The 21,546-nt window shown below is 71.8% G+C and carries 16 protein-coding genes; 9 read left to right on the forward strand and 7 right to left on the reverse strand.

Going from position 1 to position 21,546, the window contains the following annotated elements; genetic code table 11:
- Window positions 1-21: 21 nt before the first annotated feature.
- The 4 genes from OG802_RS33185 to OG802_RS33200 form a co-directional block, all read right to left on the reverse strand.
- A complete protein-coding gene (locus OG802_RS33185) occupies window positions 22-4,449 on the reverse strand; it encodes an nSTAND1 domain-containing NTPase (protein WP_329416521.1) in 4,428 nt (1,475 codons plus the stop codon).
- Window positions 4,450-4,483: 34 nt separating this feature from the next.
- A complete protein-coding gene (locus tag OG802_RS33190) occupies window positions 4,484-4,888 on the reverse strand; it encodes a CU044_2847 family protein (protein WP_329416522.1) in 405 nt (134 codons plus the stop codon).
- 54 nt (window positions 4,889-4,942) lie between these two features.
- Window positions 4,943-5,566 carry a hypothetical protein gene (locus OG802_RS33195; protein ID WP_329416523.1) on the reverse strand — a complete coding sequence of 208 codons (624 nt, stop codon included), beginning with the start codon at window positions 5,564-5,566 and terminating at the stop codon, window positions 4,943-4,945.
- Between the two features lie 175 nt (window positions 5,567-5,741).
- The gene (locus tag OG802_RS33200; protein WP_443055472.1) at window positions 5,742-6,356 is read right to left on the reverse strand and encodes a TetR/AcrR family transcriptional regulator; all 615 of its coding nucleotides are present in this window, start codon (window positions 6,354-6,356) and stop codon (window positions 5,742-5,744) included.
- Window positions 6,357-6,813: 457 nt separating this feature from the next.
- On the opposite strand from OG802_RS33200, the gene OG802_RS33205 reads away from it, so the two are divergent.
- Window positions 6,814-7,950 (forward strand): FAD-dependent oxidoreductase, encoded by a 1,137-nt coding sequence (locus tag OG802_RS33205; protein WP_329416526.1) that lies wholly within the window; start codon window positions 6,814-6,816, stop codon window positions 7,948-7,950.
- A gap of 243 nt (window positions 7,951-8,193) precedes the next feature.
- Here OG802_RS33205 and OG802_RS33210 read toward each other — a convergent pair whose 3' ends face one another.
- Window positions 8,194-8,886: a peptidoglycan DD-metalloendopeptidase family protein gene (locus tag OG802_RS33210; protein WP_329416527.1), complete on the reverse strand. Its 693-nt coding sequence runs from the start codon at window positions 8,884-8,886 to the stop codon at window positions 8,194-8,196.
- 9 nt (window positions 8,887-8,895) lie between these two features.
- The gene (locus OG802_RS33215; RefSeq protein ID WP_329416528.1) at window positions 8,896-9,585 is read right to left on the reverse strand and encodes a peptidoglycan-binding protein; all 690 of its coding nucleotides are present in this window, start codon (window positions 9,583-9,585) and stop codon (window positions 8,896-8,898) included.
- A 381-nt stretch (window positions 9,586-9,966) separates the two neighbouring features.
- On the opposite strand from OG802_RS33215, the gene OG802_RS33220 reads away from it, so the two are divergent.
- Entirely contained in the window at window positions 9,967-10,473 is a 507-nt protein-coding gene (locus tag OG802_RS33220) for a DinB family protein (protein ID WP_329416529.1), read from the forward strand.
- Window positions 10,474-10,584: 111 nt separating this feature from the next.
- Here OG802_RS33220 and purU read toward each other — a convergent pair whose 3' ends face one another.
- Complete coding sequence (purU, locus tag OG802_RS33225; RefSeq protein ID WP_329416530.1) at window positions 10,585-11,457, reverse strand: formyltetrahydrofolate deformylase; 873 nt, start codon at window positions 11,455-11,457, stop codon at window positions 10,585-10,587.
- Between the two features lie 218 nt (window positions 11,458-11,675).
- Here purU and OG802_RS33230 point away from each other — a divergent pair, with 218 nt between their 5' ends.
- The 7 genes from OG802_RS33230 to OG802_RS33260 all read left to right on the forward strand — a co-directional run bounded on the left by OG802_RS33230 (window position 11,676) and on the right by OG802_RS33260 (window position 21,543).
- Complete coding sequence (locus OG802_RS33230) at window positions 11,676-13,145, forward strand: aldehyde dehydrogenase family protein (protein ID WP_329416531.1); 1,470 nt, start codon at window positions 11,676-11,678, stop codon at window positions 13,143-13,145.
- 20 nt (window positions 13,146-13,165) lie between these two features.
- Window positions 13,166-14,254: a quaternary amine ABC transporter ATP-binding protein gene (locus OG802_RS33235; protein ID WP_329416532.1), complete on the forward strand. Its 1,089-nt coding sequence runs from the start codon at window positions 13,166-13,168 to the stop codon at window positions 14,252-14,254.
- Complete coding sequence (locus tag OG802_RS33240; RefSeq protein ID WP_443055415.1) at window positions 14,251-16,269, forward strand: ABC transporter permease; 2,019 nt, start codon at window positions 14,251-14,253, stop codon at window positions 16,267-16,269. Before OG802_RS33235 ends, OG802_RS33240 begins: the two co-directional genes overlap by 4 nt.
- Before the next feature lie 13 nt (window positions 16,270-16,282).
- A complete protein-coding gene (locus OG802_RS33245; RefSeq protein WP_329416533.1) occupies window positions 16,283-17,263 on the forward strand; it encodes an ABC transporter substrate-binding protein in 981 nt (326 codons plus the stop codon).
- A 280-nt stretch (window positions 17,264-17,543) separates the two neighbouring features.
- Window positions 17,544-19,982, forward strand: coding sequence for a GcvT family protein (locus tag OG802_RS33250; RefSeq protein ID WP_329416535.1), 2,439 nt, complete (start codon window positions 17,544-17,546; stop codon window positions 19,980-19,982).
- 36 nt (window positions 19,983-20,018) lie between these two features.
- Window positions 20,019-20,225, forward strand: a complete 207-nt coding sequence (locus OG802_RS33255) for a hypothetical protein (protein ID WP_329416537.1) — start codon at window positions 20,019-20,021, stop codon at window positions 20,223-20,225.
- Window positions 20,226-20,310: 85 nt separating this feature from the next.
- Window positions 20,311-21,543 carry a sarcosine oxidase subunit beta family protein gene (locus OG802_RS33260; RefSeq protein ID WP_329416538.1) on the forward strand — a complete coding sequence of 411 codons (1,233 nt, stop codon included), beginning with the start codon at window positions 20,311-20,313 and terminating at the stop codon, window positions 21,541-21,543.
- The last annotated feature ends 3 nt before the right edge of the window (window positions 21,544-21,546 follow it).

A 21,546-nucleotide genomic window follows, 5' to 3' on the forward strand; every position in this document is an offset into this window, starting at 1 on the left:
GCGGCCCGCCGGGCGGCGCGGTCACCGCCCGGCGGCGGGGCAGGCGGACGGGCGCGGCTGGTCCGGGGCGTAGCGGCGCCATTCGGCGTCGGTCGGCCCGCCGAAGCGGGCGCACAGCTCCGCCGCCGCCACGCGCGGCACCGGCACGAACCAGACGTGTGAGACGCCCTCGACGTCGGAGGCGGTGACGAGACTCCCGTCGCCGCTGAACGACATCACGCGAGACAGCGCGGTCGCGCCCCGCGACGGCTCACCGAGCGGCTTGCCGGACTCCGGGTCCCAGAACCGCACGGCGCCGCCGCGTTCGGCGACGGCGAGCACGTCGCCGGCGCCGTCGAAACCCAGCGCCGTCGCCTCGCCGGACCCGTCGGCGAAGAGCGACGTCGGCCCCTTCAGGGTGGGCACGTCCCAGACCTCCACGGTCTCGTCGTTGCCTCCGCCCAGGGCGAGCCGGGCGCCGTCGGGGCTGAACGCCAGCGCGTCCACGGTGTACCGGCCGTGTGAGGGAATCTCCCCGCGCGGCCGGCCCGACGCCGTGTCCCACAGCCGGACGGCTCCGTCGGCGCCGCCGGTGGCGAAGCTGCGGCCGTCGGGGGCGAAGGCGACCGCGTGCACGAACGGCCCGTGCCCGGTCGGGACCGCGCGCACCAGCCGGCCGGTCACGGTGTCCCAGACCCGGACGGTCGCGTCGGCTCCGGCGCTCACCAGGCGGGCGCCGTCGCGGTCGATCGTCAGGGCGCTCACGTAGTCCCCGTTGCCGGTGAGCGGGGGCGTGACCTCCCGGCCCGTGTACGGGTTCCACAGCCGCACCGTGCCGCCGTTCCCGGCGGTGGCGACGATCCGCGCCTTCGGGTCGGCCGCCACCGCGAGCACGACCTGGTCGGCGCTCCCGCGCAGGGGGACACCCAGCGCACGGCCGCTCACGGGTTCCCGCAGCCGCACCGACCCGTCGGCGTCGCGGGTCGCCACCAGCGTCGACACCGGGGTCACCGCCACGGACATCAGGGCCTCACCCCGGCGGGGCGTCGGCACGGTGGCCGGCATACCGGTCGACGGCTGCCACAGCCGTACGGCGCCGTCACCGCCCGCGCCGGCCAGCACCTGGCCGTCGGGGCTGAACGCGGCGGACCACACGGCGGTCCCGGACCCGGCCATCGGGGATCCCGCCGGCCGCTGCGTGCGTGCGTCCCACACGCGCACGGTGCCGTCCAGCCCCGCCGAGGCGAGCGCCCGCCCGTTGGGGCCGAACGTCACCGACAGCACCGGGCCGGTGTGCCCGGTGAGGGGCCCGCCGACGGTACGGCCCGTCACCGGATCCCACAGCCGGATCGTCCCTTCGCCGTGCGCGCCTTCGCCGTACGCCGCCGCGAGCAGCCCGCCGTCGCGGCGGAACGCCACGCTCCGCACCGAACCGCTGAGGCCGTCCTTGAGCGGGGCTCCCTTCTGCCGGTGGGCGGCCACGTCCCACAGCCGCACCGTTCCGTCCCGGCCGCCCGACGCCAGCAGCGTGCCCTCGGGGCTGAACGCCACGCTGTCGACCTGGTCGGTGTGCCCGGTCAGCGGCGCCCCCACGGGCGTCCCGGTCGCCGCATCCCACAGCCGTACGGTGCGGTCCCAGCTCGCGGACGCCAGCAGTCTCCCGTCGGGGCTGAACGACAGAGCGCCGACCCGGTCGGTGTGGCCGGTCAGCGGCGCGCCGAGCGGCGCCCCGGTGCGCACGTCCCAGAGCCGGACGGCGCCGTCCTCGTCGGAGGAGGCGAGCACCCGCCCGTCCGGGCGGAAGGCGACGGCGACGCCCTTCGCCGGGCGGGCGGCGGCCCGTCGGATGTGCTCGGCCCGGCCGGTGGCCGCGTCCCACAGGCGTACGGTCCCGTCGTCGCCGGTGGTCGCGATGCGGGCGCCGTCGGGACTGAACGCCACGGAGGTGACCGCCCCCGCATGGCCGACGAGGACCGACTGCTGCTGGGTCAGGAGCCTGGTCATGGCGTCGCCCGCTTCGGCGGTGGGCGACGTGGCCCAAGCCGCGACGGCCAGACGGCGTGCCGTCACCGGCCGCTGCGCCGCCATGGCCTGGGCCTGGGCGGCGAGCTGGCGGGACAGGCTGACGGCGCGCTGGTGCCTGGCCTCGGCCGCGGAGTCGAGGGCGGCGCCGGCCAGGGCCACCGCCGTCAGCGTCAGCACGACCAGGCCGAGGGCGAAGGCGCGGCGGACCAGTGCCGCGCGCCGTGCGGCACGCAGGCTCACGTGGAGGAACCCGGCGGTGGCGTGCGGGAGCCGGTATCCCGCGGACAGCGCGAGTCCCTCGTCCAGGTCGGTGCCGCGCAGCAGGTCCGCCTTGTCGTGCCGTCTCTCCCAGCGCCGTCGCTGGTCCGCGGCGCGGTCGAGCCACGCGGAGAAGCGGCGGTCGCTCTCCACCCAGTCGCGCAGGACGCCCCAGTCCCGCACCAGCGCGTCGTGGACCAGCTCGGCGACGGGTTCGTCGTGCGCGGCGACGTTGCGGGTGACGATCAGTCGGCGCCGGACGAGGACGGCGAGCACCTGGTCCACGACCTGGGCGGTGGGGACGGCGGCCGCGTCGCGCCGGGCGGGAGGGCTGTCCGGGCCGCGATCGTCGAAGGGTTCGTCGACGAGTGCGCCGGCGGGCTTGGCGAGGAGGGCGCGGGCGGCGGACAGGACGGCCGGCCGTCTGCCGGGCGGGCCGGTCGGGGCGCCGCCCGAGGCGGCCAGTTCGCGCAGCACGGACAGTGGCAGCTGCCGTCGCAGGGCGGGGATGTGCAGGGTGGGGTCGGGCGGCCTGACCAGGGAGGTGAGGACCCGTCGGGCGGTGGCGCGTCCGGCGTCCGTGTCGCGCAGGGAGCGCATGGCGCCCTCGTACCAGGAGGTGATGCTGCCGGTGATCCCGCCGATCGCCTCGTACGCGGCGTGGGTCAGCACACCGTCCGGCGCGCGCTCCCAGAGTTCGCTCAACGCGACTTCGACGAGGGGCAGCACGGTCGTCGGGATCTGCCGGCGGGGTCCGCCCAGGTGGTCGATGCGCTGGACGTCGGCGATGATCCGTTCGGGCAGACCGGCCTGGCAGCGGGCGCCCACGTCCTCGGCCGGGCGGACGATGATGTCGTGCAGGTCCCGCACGTCGAGTGTGGCGGGGAGGTTGACGATTCCGGGTGTCAACGCCCGCAGCAGTTCGGGGGCTTCGGCCGCGAACCGGGGGTAGAAGTCGTCGCGCATGACGAGCAGGACGGTGAGTCCGGGCGTGCCGACGACCGAGGTGAGCCGGTCGATGCCCTCGCGCAGGACGGCGCCGGCAAGGGAGGGGGCGCCGGGTTCGTCGTCGGCCGGCGTGCTCGTGGCGGCCGGATCGGTCGCCGTGGTGTCGTGCGCTTCCTCGGGGCGGGTGGGTTCCTCGGGCTGGAGGATCTCCTCGAACTGGTCCACGACGAGCACGCGGCGCGGTGCACCGGACCCGCCCGCCCCGCCGACGGGATCCGGTCTGCCGAACGGGTCCGGGCCGCCGGGGCCGTCGCGGCCGGCGTCGTGCACGAACCGGTCGAACTCGTCGAACGCGTCGAGGTCGTCGAGGGCGTCCAGCAGGGCTTGGCCGGGGCGGACGGTGGCGACCTCCCAGCGGTCGCTGCCGGGCAGCGGGCAGTCGGCTAACGCGGGTATCAGACCTGCCTGGACCAGGGACGACTTGCCGGCTCCGGACGGACCGAGCAGCACGAGCGCGTCCGGGACGGCGGCCAGGCGATCGATGATCGTCCGCACCGCCCCGGCCCGTCCGTGGAACCAGCCGGCGTGCTCGGTGTCGAACGCCTGGAGTCCGCGGTAGGGCCGCACCGGTGGGACGGCCAGGTCGGGCCAGAGCTGCCGCAGCCGTCCCGCGGGCGTGGCGTAGGCGATGCCGGTTCCGCGCAGCAGCGGGTCCGGGCGGGTGACGCGGGTGACCATGCCGATCACCGCTTCGACGGTGTCGTCCCACACCGGGCCGCCGCTGAATCCCTGGGTGAGGTCGTTGGCGCAGGCCACCTGCAACAGGGCGTCGGTCGCGGAGTGGGGGGAGAGGATCTCGCCGGCGTGCCCCTCGCCGAAGTGGCCGCCGGAGACCGCGTGTCCGGGGAAGCCGAAGGAGCGCACCCGGTGGCCGCGGCACCCCTCGGCGCGGGCCAGCGGCAGCGGGGAGGTTCCCGGCGGTGGAGCGTCGAGGCGGACGACGGCGACGTCCTCGGCGGCCGGTTCGCTGCGTCCGTGGCGGACGACGGTTCCGCGGGCCTCGGGCGCGCCGTGCGCCTGGGGGAAGTCCAGGCGCAGCACGGCCTGTTCGCCGCCTCCGGCGGCCGTGACCACGTGCGCGCAGGTCACCAGGAGGTCGTCGGCGACGAGGAAGCCGGCTCCCGCCACCACGCCGTCCGGGCCGAGAATCCGGGCGACGGAAGCGGCCCAGGTCACCATCTTCGGTCGTTTCGGGCCCAGTTGTGGCGGACGGTCATTCGACTGCGGCCGGCGCGGCGCCCGGCGTCCCGCCCTCGGGCCGCGTCCACGTCATCCGCACCGTCACGTGGGCGCCCACCGTGCTCTTGGTGATCACCGCACCCGCTTCGGCGGCGAGATCGAGCCCGAACTCCATCTCGAACTCCGAGGGGCCCGCGGCGCTCAGCCGCTCGATGAGGATCCGGGCGGTCCGGGTGACCGGCTCGATGATCTCGCCCAGCTTTCTGGGCAGGTCCTGAACGGCGTCACCGACCCGGCCCGCCATGACCGGACCCTGCCCGTCCGCATGCGGACTCTCCACGAGGATGACGCCGCCGCCGTCGAGCGGTATACGAGCCAGCACAGAATTACACTCCTCGCGGTCGAACAGGTCATGGTGCGGGACTGTCGAACAGGTCATGGTGCGGGCAGGCAGAATCGGCCTGCCGGGACTTTCGTCCCTGCTCCCTCGAATCTATTTCCCCAGCGCGTACCATGGTTTGGGGAAGAAGGCCCAATGCCCGTTCACGTACACCAGTCCGTTGTAGGCCAGACCTCGCTCGGCTCCGGGCTTGGTGTAATCCCAAACGTACACCGTGAGCCCGGCCTTGAACCGGTCTTTCACCTTTTCGTATCCCCCGGGGAAATTGGACCGCGCGGTGGGGGTCCAGGCCCGGATGTCGTCGGTGGTCGCCTTCGCCATCCGCACTTCGGTCTCCCCGCGTTTCGCCCAGGGCCTCGCCGGCTGGGGTGAGGCGCCCCAGAGGGTGCCCTCGTAGAACGTCTCGGCCCGACCGGCGAAGTCCGGCTGGAACAGCGCCCCGTAGTCGTCGGAGGTCGGCCGCAGCGAGCGCACCAGGGCGGTTCCGCCGCCGTCCTCTCCCAGTTTCCGCACCAGAGCCCGTGCGCCCTTGTCGTCACCCGGATAGGAATCCTGCGCACCGGAAGAGGAAAGGGAGGCGGAGGGGCCGGTTTTCCCCGAAAGGTCGTCCCCGCCGTCTTTGCCGGGGGCGGAACAGGACGCCAGTAGGGCGATACCCAGTAACCATGCACCCGTGCGGCGCCGGCGCTGCCCTGTCGTGCGAGTTCGAACGCGCACACCTCCTGCATAACTGCCCCGTGCAGCCATTTAACTCCACCCCCGAAAGCACCGGAACGAGCACCCAGCGTGCCACAAAAGGGGCGGCGCGACGCCCGTTTCGGGAAACTCCGTTTCCGGTGGGATTGCCGTCGATATCGTCAGGACGGCGTCGGCGGGAGGACTTCCGGGGCCGTCAGTCGCCGGGTGTCCGGGGGGCGAGGATGCTCTGGACGGCGGGCGCGTAGGCGGTGACGATCTCCTCCGGGGTCAGCTGGGTGACGGCCGGGATGCGCAGCAGGTAGCGGGTCAGGGCGAGGCCGAGGAGCTGGGAGGAGACCAGTCCCATCCTGTCCTGGTGGACGGGGCCGAGGGCGGGGGCGACCTGGGTGCTGAAGATCTCCCGCATGCGCCGTGCCGCCTGGTCGTTGGTGACGGCGGACCGCAGGAGCAGCAGGAGCGCGTCGTCGGCGCCGTCGTGTTCCCAGCGGTGCAGGAAGTGCCGTACGAGAGCCGCGGGCCGCTCGTGCGCGGGGGTGGCGGTGAGGTCGGGCAGGTGCAGGTCGATGTCGAGCGCGGCGTCGAAGAGCTGGGCCTTGCTGCCGTAGTAGCGCATGACCATCGAGGGGTCGATGTCAGCGTCGGCGGCCACGGCCCGGATCGTCGTGCGTTCGAAGCCGTGCGCCGCGAAACGCCGGCGGGCGGCGTCCAGGATCGCCGCCCGGGTGCGGTCGGAGCGCCGGGGGCCCGGACCGGATCCGGGGTCGGGGACGGGGACGGGGCCGGGGTCGTGCGCGGGGCTGCTCGTCATCATGCCAACAACTGTAGGCCATCGCGTGTTGACTTACCATTCACGGGCACGGCGGTCCGAGTCACCGGCCCCTCCATCGCACCGCACCCCTTGTCCGCCGGAAAGTCCGCGGCCGTGATCCCCGGCGCCCGCCTGGCGCCGAAGCCGGCAGCGCGCGTCGACGCCCGCCGTCCCGTGAATCGCCGGCCTGGTCGCTGTCGCCGCCGGCCTGGCCGTGCTCGCCGAACTGGACATCGCGAGCTCCTACCGGCTCGTCCTGACCGACCTCGTCGCCTGGGCGCCGGGATGGGGCTGGCCATGACGCCCGCCACCGCGGCCATCACCGACGCGGTGCCTATGATGCCTACACCTGTAGGCCAACACCTGTTGACTACCGGCGGTGTCGTGGGCATGCTGTGAGCAGACGCTCGCCAACGCACGTTGGCAAACCTTTTGGTCCGAGCCCCGGAGGTCCACCTTGACCAGCTCCGCGCACACCCTGCCCGAGCGCACCGAAGTGGCGATCGTGGGCGCAGGCCCCACCGGCCTGGCGCTGGCGGTGACGCTGGCGCTCGCCGGCGCCGACTTCGTCCTGCTGGACCAGCAGGAGGAGGGGGCCAACACCTCCCGCGCCGCGGTGGTGCACGCTCGCACCCTCGAAGTGCTCGACGAACTCGGCGCGTCCGGGGACCTGATCGGCAGAGGTCTGAAGCTCACCCGCTTCGCCGTCCGCGACGGCGCTCGGCGTCTGCTCACCGTGCCCTTCGAGCAGCTCCCCACCCCGCACCCCTACACGCTGATGGTCCCGCAGTACGAGACCGAGGCCGTCCTGCTGGCCCGGCTGCGGGCGCTGGGCGGGGACGTCCACCGGCCCCACCGCGTCGCCTCCGTGGTCCAGGACGAGGACGGGGTGACCCTCACCACCAGCACCGGGCAGACCCTGCGCGCGTCCTACGTGGTCGGCGCGGACGGCATGCACAGCATGGTGCGAGAGGCCTCCGGCATCGGGTTCTCCGGAAACTCCTACGCCGAGTCGTTCGTCCTCGCCGACGTGGTGATGGACTGGGCCCCGGGCCCGGCCGAGGTCTCCCTCACCTTCGGATCCGCCGGCCTCGTCGTCGTCGCCCCGCTGCCGGGCGGCCACTACCGCATCGTCGCCACCACGGACCAGGCGCCCGAACACCCCGACCTCGCCTTCGTGCAAGGGCTCCTGGACCAGCGCATGCCCGGCCAGGCCGCCGTCACCGACATCGCCTGGTCCTCGCGCTTCCGCGTCCACCACCGCGTCGCCGACCACTACCGCGCCGGGCGGCTCTTCCTCGCCGGGGACGCGGCCCACGTGCACAGCCCCGCCGGCGGACAGGGCATGAACACCGGCATCCAGGACGGCTACGCCCTCGGCTCCGCCTTCACCGCAGGCGGCCTCGACGAGTACGAGGCCCGCCGCCGCCCGGTCGCCGAGCGCGTCATCGGCTTCACCGACCGGATGACCCGCATCGCCACCACCCGCAACCCGGCCGCACGCACCCTGCGCAACACCGGCATGCGCCTCCTGGGGCACACGCCGTTTCCCGCCAAGCTCGCCACCGAACTGGCCGAGCTCAACTACCGCTGACCGCCGCGCAAGCCGCACACACCCCGAGGTGCGGCCCCGCGACCCCGCCCCGGCCATCGACGGCGGAGCGGAGCGGGGCGGGCAGCGGGTGAGGCCGACGCTGATGTCCCGGACCCCGGTCGAGCGGCGCGTTCCCCCGCCGGCCGACGAGGACCCGGCTCCCGAGGCGCCATCGACGTACACGTGGCGCTACTTCGTGGACCGCGATCGGCACGACGAGGTGGCGCTGCTCTTCTTCTTGGTTCACCAACTCGGCTTGGCCACATGGCCGTACGACCAGGCGGAGCCCTTGGACATCTCGAAGTGCAGGTGGGGGCCGGTGGCGTTGCCCGTGCTGCCGACGGCGCCGAGCCGCTGCCCGGCCGTGACGTGCTGGCCGGCCTTGACCTGACGCTTCGAGAGGTGGCAGTAGGTGTAGACGTGACCGTTGTCCGCGGCCAGCCCGATCCACTGGCCGTAGGCCCGGCCGTCGCCGCTCGACCAGCTGATGGTGCCGGCGCGCACGGCGACCACGGGAGCTCCGGTGTCGGCGGCGAAGTCCTGCCCGGTGTGGCGGCCGTGGCCGTCGGGCTTCCAGGCGTAGTCGCCGCGCTCGAAGAACTCGAACGTGACCTTGTGCCCGGGGACGGGCGAGCCCACCCGGCCGGTGTGCGGCGCGGCGGGAGCGGCGCCGCCCGCCACGTGGAAGAGGCCGGAGAGACGGCCGAGCGTGGTCAGGGAGGTACGGCCCGGGATACCGTCGGCGTCGGCTCCTTTGAAGCCCTGGGCGAGCTGTTCGGCACGGTAGGCGGCCTTGGTCTGGTCGCCGAACAGGCCGGTGGCGCCGTCGGGGATCTTGCGGCCGCGCTTGATCAGAGCTTTCTGGACGATGCGCACGCCCTCGTTGCGCTTGCCGAACCGGACGTCGGACACGGTGACCGTCGGTGTGGCGACCATGGGGAACTCCTAGTACCAGTGGGGAGAGCGCCGCGGATCCGCCTGCTGCACACGGGCGGCGAAGTTCGAACCGGACTCGTTCACGTGGTAGCGGTGGCGGACGTAGTTGACCGTCGCGCACATGCAGGCGACCACGTCGTACGGCGTGGTCGCCGTGCCCGCCTGGTGGAACGTGGCGAACGTGCCCGGAATGCACTGCGTCGCTCCGCGGGAGCAGTTCTGCGGGTGGCCGTCGGCGACACGCGGGCCGTTCGCGTTCCTGTCGGTCGTGTTGATCCGGAACCTCGGACTGTTGCTGGCGGACTCCCGCTTGGCGATGGTGGTGAGTGCCGGCACCCCGAACTGCGGGTCCATGTGCGTCAGTTGGCACGCCTTGCGGGCGTAGCGCCGCATGGCCTCCTCGCCCGATGCGTCGCCGGGATCGCGGAAGGTGACCTGGCCCAGGGAGAGCTTTCCGTTTCCGGCCGCGGGCGCCCCGGCACCGTCCAGCCGGAAGAGGCCGGTGAGTCTGCCGAGGGTGGCCAGCGAGGTCGGGCCCGGTATGCCGTCGGCGTCGGCTCCCGTGAAGCCCTGGGCGAGCTGTTCGGCACGGTAGGCGGCCTTGGTCTGGTCGCCGAACAGGCCGGTGGCGCCGTCGGGGATCTTGCGGCCGCGCTTGATCAGGGCTTTCTGGACGATACGCACGTCCTCGTTCCGCATGCCGAACTGAACGTGGGACACAGCGACCATGACGAAGCCTTCCGATCGATGACGGAGTCTTCGGGGCTTCCGGGCTCGGGTTTTCGGGGCTCCGGGTTTTCGGGGCTCGGTGGCTCGGCGTCTCGGGGTGTGAGGGCCAGGGCGCGCATCCTCCGCGCTCGCCGCTCCCGCGCCAGGCCCGATGTTACGGACGCGGCGTCAGCATGCCGTCACCACGCCGTCATCCCGCCGTCACCGGGGGACGCCCGACCCGGTTGCAGCGGACGAACGGGCATCCGAGAATGAGAATGAGAATGAGGACGGGGTGCGCGTCGCCGGATCGTTGGGAGTTCCGCGTAAACGCCTCGACAGCGGTCGCGGTGATCGGGGACGCTTCGCGCGATGACAAGAATCGACGACACACCGCCCGCGTGGGACGAGCGCACCCAGCTCACCACGTTCCTCGACTACGCGCGGGACACCGCCCGCGTCAAGTGTGAAGGCGTCTCCGCGGAGAACGCCCGCAAGGCGCTCCTGCCGGGCTCACCGCTGATGACCATGAGCGGAGTGGTCAACCACCTCCGCTGGGTCGAGTACTACTGGTTCCAGGTGGTCTTCCTCGGCGAGGAGGACCACGCCCCCATGACGGACGAGGACCCGGACCGCGAGATGCGCATCGCCGTCGAGTTCCCGCTCCCGCAGTTGCTCGACGAGTACGCCGGACAGAGCGCCCGCTACCGCGAACTGGTCGCCGGGAACGACCTGGACGAGCGGGCCCGGGGAACCGTCCGCAACGGCGTCCACGTCGACCTGCGCTGGATCCTCCTCCACCTCATCGAGGAGACCGCCCGCCACAACGGCCACCTGGACATCCTGCGCGAGATGCTCGACGGCACGACCGGGGACTAGACGTACGGAGCCGCAGCTCGTATACACGGCCGACGGCCGGCCGGCCGGGCTCTCGGCCGGGCGGGCGGCGGTCGTCGCGAGCGTCTCCCGTTCAGCACCCGTAGTGACCGTTCAGCGGAAGACGACCGTGCGGTTGCCCTCGACCATCACCCGGTTCTCGCTGTGCCACTTCACCGCGTGCGCGAGCACCTGGGCCTCCACGTCCCGGCCGACGGTGACCAGCTCGCCGGGGTCCAGCGAGTGGTCCACCCGGACCACGTCCTGTTCGATGATCTGGCCCTCGTCCAGGTCCGACGTCACATAGTGCGCGGTCGCGCCGACGAGCTTCACGCCGCGGTCGTAGGCCTGGTCGTAGGGGCGTGCGCCCTTGAAGCTGGGCAGGAAGGAGTGGTGGATGTTGATGGCGCGGCCGTCCAGCTCCTTGCACAGGTCGTCGGAGAGGATCTGCATGTAGCGGGCCAGTACCACCAGGTCGATGTCCAGGTCGCGGACGAGTTCGAGCAGCCGGGCCTCGGCCTCCGGCTTGGTGTCGCGGGTCACCGGGATGTGGTGGAAGGGGACGTCGTACGTCTCCGCGAGCTTCTCGAAGTCCCGGTGGTTGGAGACGATCGCGGGGATCTCGATGTTGAGCGCGCCCGCCCGCCGGCGGAAGAGCAGGTCGTTGAGGCAGTGCCCGAACCTGGACACCATGATCAGGGTCCGGGTCGGGGTGGAGGCGTCGCTGAGGGACCACGAGATGGCGTAGGCCTGGGCGACGGGGCCGAAGCGGTACCGCAGGGCCTCCAGGCCGACGTCGGGGTCACCGACGTCGAAGTGGACCCGCATGAAGAACCGGCCCTGGAGCCGGTCGTCGAACTGCTGGCTCTCCAGGATGTTGCCGGAGTTCCTGACGAGGAAGCCGCTCACGGCATGGACCAGCCCTGCGCTGTCGGGACAGGAAAGCGTCAGGACGAACTCACGACCAGGTTGCGGGCGAGGGGACATGTGCGGCCTCCGTCGGTGCGTATTGCACAACAAGGTGAGCGATACGCAACATGGTCGGCTCGGTGCCCTCTGTGGTCAAGGGTGGACGGGGAAGTGGCCGCATGGCCAAATCGTCATCCCGCAACATCTTGACGTCCGTCTGGCCAGCCGACAGGGTGTTCCATCACAAGCAATCGGGTGCACGATGCGCAACGAATTTCGGTCGGAAGGCTCGGCGCGTGGCAGACCTGTATGTGAATGGCGAATGGCGGGCCCCCGTGGCCGGCGGCAGCCGGGAGATCCGGTGTCCCGCCGACGGCACGCTCGCCGCGACCGTCTCGGAAGGAACGCGCCCCGACGCCGAGGCGGCGATCGCCGCGGCCCGCCGGGCCTTCGACGAGGGCCCCTGGCCCCGCACCCCCGAGCGGGAGCGCGGCGCCCTCCTGCTGCGCACCGCCGACGTCATCGAGCGCGACGCCGAGGTCTTCGCCCGCGCGGAATCGCTGGACACCGGCAAGCGCATGGTGGAGAGCGAGTACGACCTCGCCGACGTCGTCTCCTGCCTGCGCTACTACGGCGGGATCGGCGGCGTCGACGCCGGCCGGGTCATCGACACCGGCCGCGACGACGCGGTCAGCCGGGTCGTCTACGAGCCCGTCGGGGTGTGCGGACTGATCACCCCCTGGAACTACCCTCTGCTGCAGGCCAGTTGGAAGGTCGCCCCGGCTCTCCTGGCCGGCAACACGGTCGTGCTGAAGCCCAGTGAACTCACCCCCTCCACCTCCGTCCTGCTGATGCGAGCGCTGGAGGAGGCCGGCCTCCCGGCCGGCGCGGCCAACCTCGTCCTGGGCGCGGGCCCCGAGACCGGCGCACCGCTCTCCGAGCACCCGGACGTCGACATGGTCTCCTTCACCGGCGGCCTGGCCACCGGCAGGCGCGTCATGGCGGCCGCCGCCGCGACCGTGAAGAAGGTGGCGCTCGAACTCGGCGGGAAGAACCCCAACGTGGTCTTCGCCGACGCCGACCTCGACACGGCCGTCGACTTCGCCCTCACGGCCGTCTTCCTGCACTCGGGGCAGGTGTGCTCGGCCGGCGCCCGTCTGATCGTCGAGGACTCCCTGCACGACAGGCTCGTCGACGAGATCGTGCGCCGCGCCCGCCGGATCCGCCTCGGCGGCCCCTTCGACCCCGACGCCGAGACCGGGCCGCTGATCTCCGCTCAGCACCGCGACAAGGTGGAGGCGTACGTCGCCGCCGGCGTCGCCGAGGGCGCCGTGCTGCGCTGCGGCGGCGAACGCCCCGCCGACCCGGCCCTGGCGGGCGGCCACTACTACCCGCCGACCGTGCTCGACGAATGCCGGCAGGACATGCGCGTGGTGCACGAGGAGTCCTTCGGCCCGGTGCTCACCGTGGAGCGCTTCACCGACGAGGACGACGCCATCCGCATCGCCAACGACACCGAGTACGGACTCGCCGGGGCGGTGTGGACACAGGACGCCGGCAGGGCCCAGCGGGTCGCCCGGCGGCTGCGCCACGGCACGGTGTGGATCAACGACTACCACCCCTACGTGCCGCAGGCGGAATGGGGCGGTTTCGGCCATTCGGGTGTGGGCCGGGAGCTGGGACCGTCCGGTCTGAACGAGTACCGAGAGCCCAAGCACATCTGGCAGAACATCCAACCCCGGCCGCAGCGCTGGTTCCGCGGCTGAACGCCGAAAGAAGGTCGAACATGACCACCCAGACCGAGGTGCCGCGGCGGCGCGGCGCCCCCCAGGACCCGGGTCCCACCCCGGTCATCTCCGTGCGCAGTCTGTGGAAGGTGTTCGGGCCGAAGGCCGACCGGGTGCCGGAGTCCGAGGAACTGTGCGGCCTCACCCGCCGCGAGCTGATGGACCGCACCGGCTGCACCGCCGCCGTGCGCGACGTGCACTTCGACGTCTCGCCCGGCGAGGTCTTCGTCGTCATGGGCCTGTCCGGATCCGGCAAGTCCACCCTGGTGCGCTGCCTGACCCGGCTGATCGAGCCCACCGCCGGCGAGATCGTCTTCGAGGGCGAGGACATCCGCAAGGCCGACGACAGGCGCCTGCGCGACCTGCGCCGCCGCAAGTTCTCCATGGTCTTCCAGCACTTCGGGCTGCTGCCGCACCGCCGCGTCGTCGACAACGTGGCCTTCGGTCTGGAGATCCGCGGCATGAGCCGGGCCGACCGCGCCAGGCGGGCCATGGAGGTCGTCGAACTCGTCGGCCTCGCCGGCTACGAGAACTCCTACCCCGACCAGCTCTCCGGCGGCATGCAGCAGCGCGTCGGCCTGGCCCGCGCGCTGGCCGGCGACCCCGACGTGCTCTTCTTCGACGAACCCTTCTCGGCGCTGGACCCGCTGATCCGCCGCGACATGCAGCACGAGGTCATCCGCCTGCACCACGAGGTTGGCAAGACCATGGTGTTCATCACCCACGACCTGTCCGAGGCGCTCAAACTCGGCGACCGCATCCTGATCATGCGCGACGGCAAGATGGTCCAGTGCGGCACCGGCGACGAACTCGTCGGCGCCCCGGCCGACGACTACGTGCGCGAGTTCGTCAAGGACGTGCCGCGCGGCGACGTCCTCACCCTGCGCTGGATCATGCGCCCGCCCGCGGACGGCGACGCCCTGGACGGCCCCGAGCTGGGTCCCGACGTCGTGGTGCGCGAGGCGACCCGGGCGGTGCTGGCGGCCGACAAGCCCGTCAAGGTCGTCGAGAACGGCACACTGCTCGGCATCGTCGGCGACGAGGAGATCCTCGCCGTGGTCGCCGGACAGGAAGGCGGCGTCCGGTGACCGTCGCCGTGGAGAAGACCGAGCCCCCGGGCCGGCCGGAGAGGATCCGGCCCGCCGAGGAGCCGGCCGCGGCCGCGGCGCCCCGCAGGATCAGCCGCTCCCTGGTGACCGGCGCGATCCTGCTCGTCTGGCTGCTGCTGTTCGCCCTCCTGCGCGGCGGCCAGACCCTCGCGCTCGGGGCGGCGGACCTGACCGACCTGCACCGGTGGTTCAACGACGTCAACGACTCGATCGGCGCGAACCGCAACTCCAACCCGCTGTTCCTGTACTTCTTCAACGAGATCCGCCTCGTCGTCGACACCCTGGTGACCTTCGTCCAGGACCTGATCTCCCAGCCCTCCGCGGGCCGCCCCCTCCCGCAGATCGGCTGGCTCGGCGTCGTCGGCATCGCGGGCTACGCCTCCTGGGCCTTCGGCAACTGGCGGGTCGCCCTGCTGGCTGTGGCCGGCTTCGCCTTCCTGGGGTTGCAGGGCCTGTGGCAGGAGAGCATGGACACCCTGGCGCTCACCGTCTCCGCGGTCCTGGTGGCGCTGCTGTTCGCGATCCCGCTCGGGGTCTGGGCGGGGCTGTCGGACCGGTTCCACCGCATCATGACGCCGTTCCTCGACTTCATGCAGACGATGCCGACCTTCGTCTACCTCGCACCGCTGACCCTGTTCTTCCTGATCGGCGGGGCCTCCGCCACCATCGCCACCGTGATCTACGCGGCGCCGCCGGCGATCCGCATCACCGCGCACGCCATCCGGACCGTGCCCGAGACGACGGTGGAGGCGGCCGACTCGCTCGGCGCGACCCGCCGGCAGGCCCTGCTGAAGGTCCTGCTGCCGATGTCCAAGCGGACCGTGGTGATGGGCGTCAACCAGACCATCATGGCCGCCCTGGCCATGGTGACCATCGCGGCCCTCATCGACGCGCCCGGCCTGGGCAAGACCGTCGTGCAGGCGTTGCAGTCGCTCGACGTGGGCACCGCCTTCAACGCGGGCCTGTCCATCGTCGTCATGGCGATCGTCCTCGACCGGGTGACGACCGCCGCCAGTACCCGCGAGGAGGAGGCCCGGCGTTCGAAGAACCGGTTCCTCGCCTGGCGGCGTCCGCTGCTCGGCGCGGGCGCACTCTGCACGGCCGTCCTGGTCTTCCTGTCCCACACCTACGTGTGGGCGGCCGAGTTCCCCGGCGACGGCAGTGTCGGCGACTCCGTCGCGAGCGCCGCCGACACCACGACGACCTGGGTGCAGGACAACCTCTCGGGCGTCACCAACACCGTCCGCGACCTCCTCACCAACGGACTGCTCAACCCGTTCCAGTCGCTGCTCACGGACTCGCCGTGGTGGCTCGTCGGGGCCGTGCTGGTCGCGCTCGGCGCCGTCCTGGGCGGTCGCCGGGCCGGACTCACCACGGCCGTGTGCGTGGGACTGCTGGTCGCCACCGGCATGTGGTCGGACAGCATGACGACACTGGCCTCGACGGTGGTCGCCACGATCCTCGTCATGCTGCTCGGCATCGTCTTCGGCGTGTGGATGGGCCGCAGCCGCCTGGTGGACCGGGTGCTGCGGCCGAGCCTGGACGCGGCGCAGGTCATGCCGCCGTTCGTCTACCTGGTGCCCTTCCTCGCGCTGTTCGGCGCGACCCGCTTCACGGCGATCGTCGCCGCGATCGTCTACGCGGCGCCCGTCGCCATGAAGATCATCGCCGATGGTGTGCGGGCCGTGCCCGGGACCACCGTGGAGGCGGCCACCGCGGCCGGGTGCAACACCTGGCAGATCATCACCAAGGTCCAGCTGCCGATGGCGCGCGGCGCCCTGGCTCTCGCCACGAACCAGGGTCTGATCTATGTGCTGTCGATGGTTGTGGTGGGCGGCCTGGTAGGTGCGGGCGCCCTCGGCTACGACGTCGTGGCCGGCTTCTCGCAGGGCCAACTGTTCGGGAAGGGGCTGGCGGCGGGGCTGGCCATCGTCCTTCTCGGAGTCATGTTCGACCGCATCACTCAGGCAGCGGCGCGGCGTACCAGCGCGTAAGGAGCAACTGACGATGGCAAGGCAAGCAAGACGATGGAGAGCGGGCGCGGCCGGCATGGCGGTCCTCGGCCTCACCCTCACCGCGTGCGGCGGTGCGAAGGTCGGCGACAGTTCCTCCGGATCCGGCGGCGGCGCGGACGCCTCGGGCAAGTGCGGGGCCTTCAACCTCGCCGTCAACCCGTGGGTGGGCTACGAGGCGGACGCGGCGGTCGTCGCGTACGTCGCGCAGAACGACCTCGGCTGCAAGGTCACCAAGAAGGACCTCAAGGAGGAGATCGCCTGGCAGGGGTTCGGGACGGGCGAGGTGGACGCCGTCCTGGAGAACTGGGGCCACGACGACCTCCGGAAGAAGTACGTCGACGGGCAGAAGACGGCCGTGTCGGCCGGCTCCACCGGCAACAAGGGCATCATCGGCTGGTACGTGCCGCCGTGGCTGGCGAAGGCCCACCCGGACATCACCGACTGGAAGAGCCTGAACAAGTACGCGGCGAACTTCAAGACCTCCGAGTCGGGCGGCAAGGGCCAGCTCCTGGACGGCGACCCGTCGTACGTCACCAACGACGAGGCGCTGGTGAAGAACCTCAAGCTCGACTTCAAGGTGGTGTACGCGGGCAGCGAGACGGCGCTCATCCAGGCCTACCGCAAGGCCGAGAAGAACAAGGAATGGGTGATCGGCTACTTCTACGAGCCGCAGTGGTTCCTGTCCGAGGTGCCGCTGGTGAAGGTGAACCTGCCCGCGTACAAGGCGGGGTGCGACGCCGACGCGGAGAAGATCGCCTGCGACTACCCCGTCTACGACCTGGACAAGATCGTCAGCGCGAAGTTCGCCAAGTCCGGCAGCCCGGCCTACGGCCTGGTGAAGAACTTCAACTGGACGAACGACGACCAGAACGTCGTGGCCAAGTACATCGCGGTCGACAAGATGACCCCCGAGGCGGCGGCGAAGAAGTGGGTCGACGCCAACCGCGCCAAGGTGGACGCCTGGCTCAAGTAGCGGCGGGGACCGGACTCCGGCGTTCCGGGGATCCGGTCGGATCATGCCCGGTGGGCGGCGCGCGCGGGATGCGCGCCGCCCACCGGGCATCGCCGTTTCCGGGCCCGCTCGCCGGTGGCGGGGCGCGCCGCGGCCGCCCTGTTCCTCCCTCTGTTCTCCGAGGTCCCGGGCCCCTTGACACCCACCAGCACGGCAGGCACATTGAGTTGCGCAACCTGAACCGCGTTGCGTAAACAGCAACTCGATCGGCTCGGCTGATCAACAGACCGGAGGTGCGGCGATGGCGGGACCCCGAGTGGTCATCATCGGAGCGGGCGTCGTGGGAGCGGCCCTCGCCGACGAGCTGTCCGCACGAGGCTGGACCGAGGTGACCGTCGTCGACCAGGGCCCGCTGCCCGCCACCGGGGGATCCTCCTCGCACGCTCCGGGGCTCGTCTTCCAGACGAACTCCTCCAAGACGATGACCGAGCTGGCCCGCTACACCGTCGAGAAGTTCCGCTCCCTCGACGTCGACGGCAAGCCCTGCTTCCTCCAGGTCGGCGGCCTCGAAGTGGCCACCACGCCCGAGCGCCTCACCGAACTGCGCCGCCGCCACGGCTGGATCACCGCCTGGGGCGTCGAGGCCCGCCTGCTGACCGCGGACGAATGCCTCGAACAGCACCCGCTCGTCAACCCCGACAAGGTCCTCGGCGGCCTCCTCGTGCCCACCGACGGCCTCGCCAAGGCCGTCCTCGCCGTCGAGGCCCAGATCCGCCGCGCCACCGGACGCGGCGTGACCTTCCTGCCGCGCCACGAGGTCCTCGACGTCCTGAAGGCCGACGGCGAGATCACCGGCGTCCTCACCGACCAGGGCGAGATCCCCGCGGACATCGTCGTGTGCTGCGCCGGCATCTGGGGCCCCAAGATCGCCCGCATGGCCGGCATGAACCTCCCGCTGACCCCGCTCGCCCACCAGCTCGCCTGGACCGGCCCGGTCCCGGCCCTCGCCGGCCAGACCGAGGAGGCGGTCCGCCCGATCCTGCGCCACCAGGACGCCGACCTCTACTACCGCGACCGCTTCGACGGCATCGGCATCGGCTCCTACGGCCACCGCCCGATGCCCCTCACCGCCGACGAGATCCTCTCCGTCGACGAGGCCGACGGCATGCCGTCGGTCCTGAAGTTCACCGAGGACGACTTCGCCGACGCCTGGACCGAGACCCAGGCGCTCCTTCCCGCCACGAAGGAGGCGAAGATCGAGGAGGGCATCAACGGCCTGTTCTCCTTCACCACCGACAACTTCCCGCTGCTCGGCGAGTCACGGGACGTCAGGGGCTTCTGGGTCGCCGAGGCCGTCTGGGTCACCCACTCCGCCGGAGTCGGCCGGGCCATGGCCGAATGGCTGGTCGACGGCTACTGCTCCTCCTTCGACCTGCACGAGTGCGACGTCAACCGCTTCGAGCCGCACCAGCTCGCCCCGGAGTACGTCCTGGCCCGCGACTGCCAGAACTTCGTCGAGGTCTACGACATCCTCCACCCGCTCCAGCCCTCCGGGGACCCGCGCCCCATCCGCACCAGCCCCTTCCACACCCGCCAGCTGGAGCACGGCGCCTTCTTCCTGGAGGCCAACGGCTGGGAACGCCCCCAGTGGTACGAGGCCAACGCCGGCCTCGTGGAAGGCCGCTCCATCCCGGCCCCGGGCGACTGGGCCGCGCGCTACTGGTCGCCCATCGTCGGCGCCGAGGCCCAGGCCACCCGCGAGACCGTCGCGATGTACGACATGACGGCCCTCAAACGCCTGGAGGTCACCGGCCCCGGCGCCGCCGCCCTCCTGGAGCGCCTGTGCACCGGCAAGGTCGCCAAATCCACCGGCTCGGTCACCTACACCCTCTTCCTCGACCACGACGGCGGCATCCGCAGCGACGTCACCGTCGCCCGGCTCGCCCGCGACACCTTCCAGATCGGCGCCAACGGCAATCTCGACCTGGACTGGATCACCCGCCACCTCCCCGCCGACGGCACCGTCCAGGTCCGCGACATCACCCCCGGCACCTGCTGCGTCGGCCTGTGGGGCCCGCTCGCCCGCAAGGTCCTCCAGCCCCTCACCGACGCCGACTTCAGCAACGACGCACTGAAGTACTTCCGCGCCCGGCGCGCCCACATCGGCCCGGTGCCCGTCACCGCCATGCGGCTGAGCTACGTCGGCGAACTCGGCTGGGAGATCTACACCACCGCCGACCAGGGCCGGAAGCTCTGGGACACCCTCTGGGAGGCCGCCCGGCCCCTCGGCGGCGTCATCGCGGGACGCGGCGCCTTCAACAGCCTCCGCCTGGAGAAGGGCTACCGCTCGTTCGGCACCGACATGACCTACGAGCACGACCCCTACGAGGCCGGCGTCGGCTTCGCCGTCAAACTCGACAAGGACGACTTCATCGGCAAGGAAGCGCTGCTGCGGCGCAAGGAGAACGTCCGGCGCAAGCTGTCCTGCCTCGTCATCGACGACCCCCGGTCGGTCGTCCTGGGCAAGGAACCCGTCTTCGACGGCGACCGGCCCGTCGGCTACGTCACCAGCGCCGCCTACGGCTACACCATCGGCAAGGGCATCGCCTACGCCTGGCTCCCGACCGGACTCACGGCCCCCGGAACGGTGCTGCACATCGGCTACTTCGACCAGCGCGTGGAGGCCGTCGTCGCCGAGGAGCCCCTGTTCGACCCCACCATGTCCCGCCTGCGTGGCTGAGCCCGGCCACGACCGCACAGGGAAGGAGCACCGCCGGTGAACGCAACGCCGCTCGACGGCCGGGCGACCGCCGCCGCCGTCCGCCGCGAACTCACGCAGCGCGTCGCCGAGTCGACCGCCGTCGTCGGCCGCCCGCCGGGCGACCGGGTCGCGCCGATGCCCGGCGGGGTCGGGCCCATGACCCGCGCGATGCCGCCGGCCGACGTCGCCGAGGCCGCCGAGAGGAACGACACCGCCGTATGAACGCGCACGCCCCCGAGCACCCGCACTCCCAGCATCCGCACCCGTACCCGCAGCATCCGTGCCCTTCGGAAGACGGAGCCGTCCGATGAGCCCCCGCACCCCCGGCGCAGACCTCCCCGAACACCCCGACCGGCTGTGGCGCGACCCCGAGCCCAGGAAGTCCTACGACGTGGTGATCGTCGGCGGCGGCGGACACGGCCTGGCCACCGCCCACTATCTGGCGAAGAACCACGGCATCACCGACGTCGCGGTCCTGGAGAAGGGCTGGCTCGGCGGCGGCAACATGGCCCGCAACACCACGATCATCCGCTCCAACTACCTGTGGGACGAGAGCGCCGGCATCTACGAGCACGCCCTCAAGCTCTGGGAGGGACTGGAGGAGGAACTCGACTACCCGATCCTCTTCTCCCAGCGCGGCGTGCTGAACCTCGCGCACAGCCTCCAGGACGTCCGCGACAGCGTGCGCCGCGTGGAGGCCAACCGGCTCAACGGCGTGGACGCGCAGTGGCTCGACGCCGACGGCGTCAAGGAAGTCTGCCCGATCGTCAACGTCTCGCAGGACGTGCGCTATCCGGTACTGGGCGCCACCTACCAGCCGCGCGCCGGCATCGCCAAGCACGACCACGTGGCCTGGGGCCTGGCCCGCTCCGCCGACGCGGCCGGCATCGACATCATCCAGAACTGCGAGGTCACCGGCCTCGACGTGGTCGACAACCGGGTCGTCGGCGTACGGACGACCCGCGGCCGCATCGCGGCCGGCAAGGTCGCGCTGTGCTCGGCGGGCCACACCTCGGTCCTCGCCGCCATGGCGGGCGTTCAACTCCCCTTGCAGTCACACCCGTTGCAGGCCCTTGTCTCCGAACTGCTGGAACCCGTGCACCCCACGGTGGTGATGTCCAACGCCGTCCACGTGTACGTCAGCCAGGCGCACAAGGGCGAGCTGGTGATGGGCGCGGGCATCGACGCGTACAACTCCTACACCCAGCGCGGCGCGTTCCACATCATCGAGGAGCAGATGGCCGCGGCCCTGGAGCTGTTCCCGGTGTTCGCCCGCGCCCACGTCCTGCGCACCTGGGGCGGCATCGTCGACGTCAGCCCCGACGCCTCGCCGATCGTCGGGCTCAGCCCCGTCGACAACCTGTACCTCAACTGCGGCTGGGGGACAGGCGGGTTCAAGGCCACGCCGGGCGTCGGCTGGGTCTACGCCCACACCATCGCCCACGACACCCCGCACGCCCTCAACGCCCCCTTCTCGCTCGACCGTTTCACCACCGGCGCGCTCGTCGACGAGCACGGCGCGGCCGCGGTGGCCCACTAGGGA

The organism is Streptomyces sp. NBC_00704, from assembly GCF_036226605.1.
GTDB lineage: Bacteria > Actinomycetota > Actinomycetes > Streptomycetales > Streptomycetaceae > Streptomyces.

Excerpts from the sequence above, each read along its gene's own strand:
- OG802_RS33185 (WP_329416521.1), bottom strand. The coding sequence starts at position 4,449 with ATGGTGACCTGGGCCGCTTCCGTCGCCCGGATTCTCGGCCCGGACGGC.
- OG802_RS33190 (WP_329416522.1), bottom strand. The coding sequence starts at position 4,888 with ATGACCTGTTCGACAGTCCCGCACCATGACCTGTTCGACCGCGAGGAG.
- OG802_RS33200 (WP_443055472.1), bottom strand. The coding sequence starts at position 6,356 with ATGACGAGCAGCCCCGCGCACGACCCCGGCCCCGTCCCCGTCCCCGAC.
- OG802_RS33210 (WP_329416527.1), bottom strand. The coding sequence starts at position 8,886 with ATGGTCGCCACACCGACGGTCACCGTGTCCGACGTCCGGTTCGGCAAG.
- OG802_RS33215 (WP_329416528.1), bottom strand. The coding sequence starts at position 9,585 with ATGCGGAACGAGGACGTGCGTATCGTCCAGAAAGCCCTGATCAAGCGC.
- OG802_RS33220 (WP_329416529.1), top strand. The coding sequence starts at position 9,967 with ATGACAAGAATCGACGACACACCGCCCGCGTGGGACGAGCGCACCCAG.
- purU (WP_329416530.1), bottom strand. The coding sequence starts at position 11,457 with ATGTCCCCTCGCCCGCAACCTGGTCGTGAGTTCGTCCTGACGCTTTCC.
- OG802_RS33235 (WP_329416532.1), top strand. The coding sequence starts at position 13,166 with ATGACCACCCAGACCGAGGTGCCGCGGCGGCGCGGCGCCCCCCAGGAC.
- OG802_RS33245 (WP_329416533.1), top strand. The coding sequence starts at position 16,283 with ATGGCAAGGCAAGCAAGACGATGGAGAGCGGGCGCGGCCGGCATGGCG.
- OG802_RS33250 (WP_329416535.1), top strand. The coding sequence starts at position 17,544 with ATGGCGGGACCCCGAGTGGTCATCATCGGAGCGGGCGTCGTGGGAGCG.
- OG802_RS33260 (WP_329416538.1), top strand. The coding sequence starts at position 20,311 with ATGAGCCCCCGCACCCCCGGCGCAGACCTCCCCGAACACCCCGACCGG.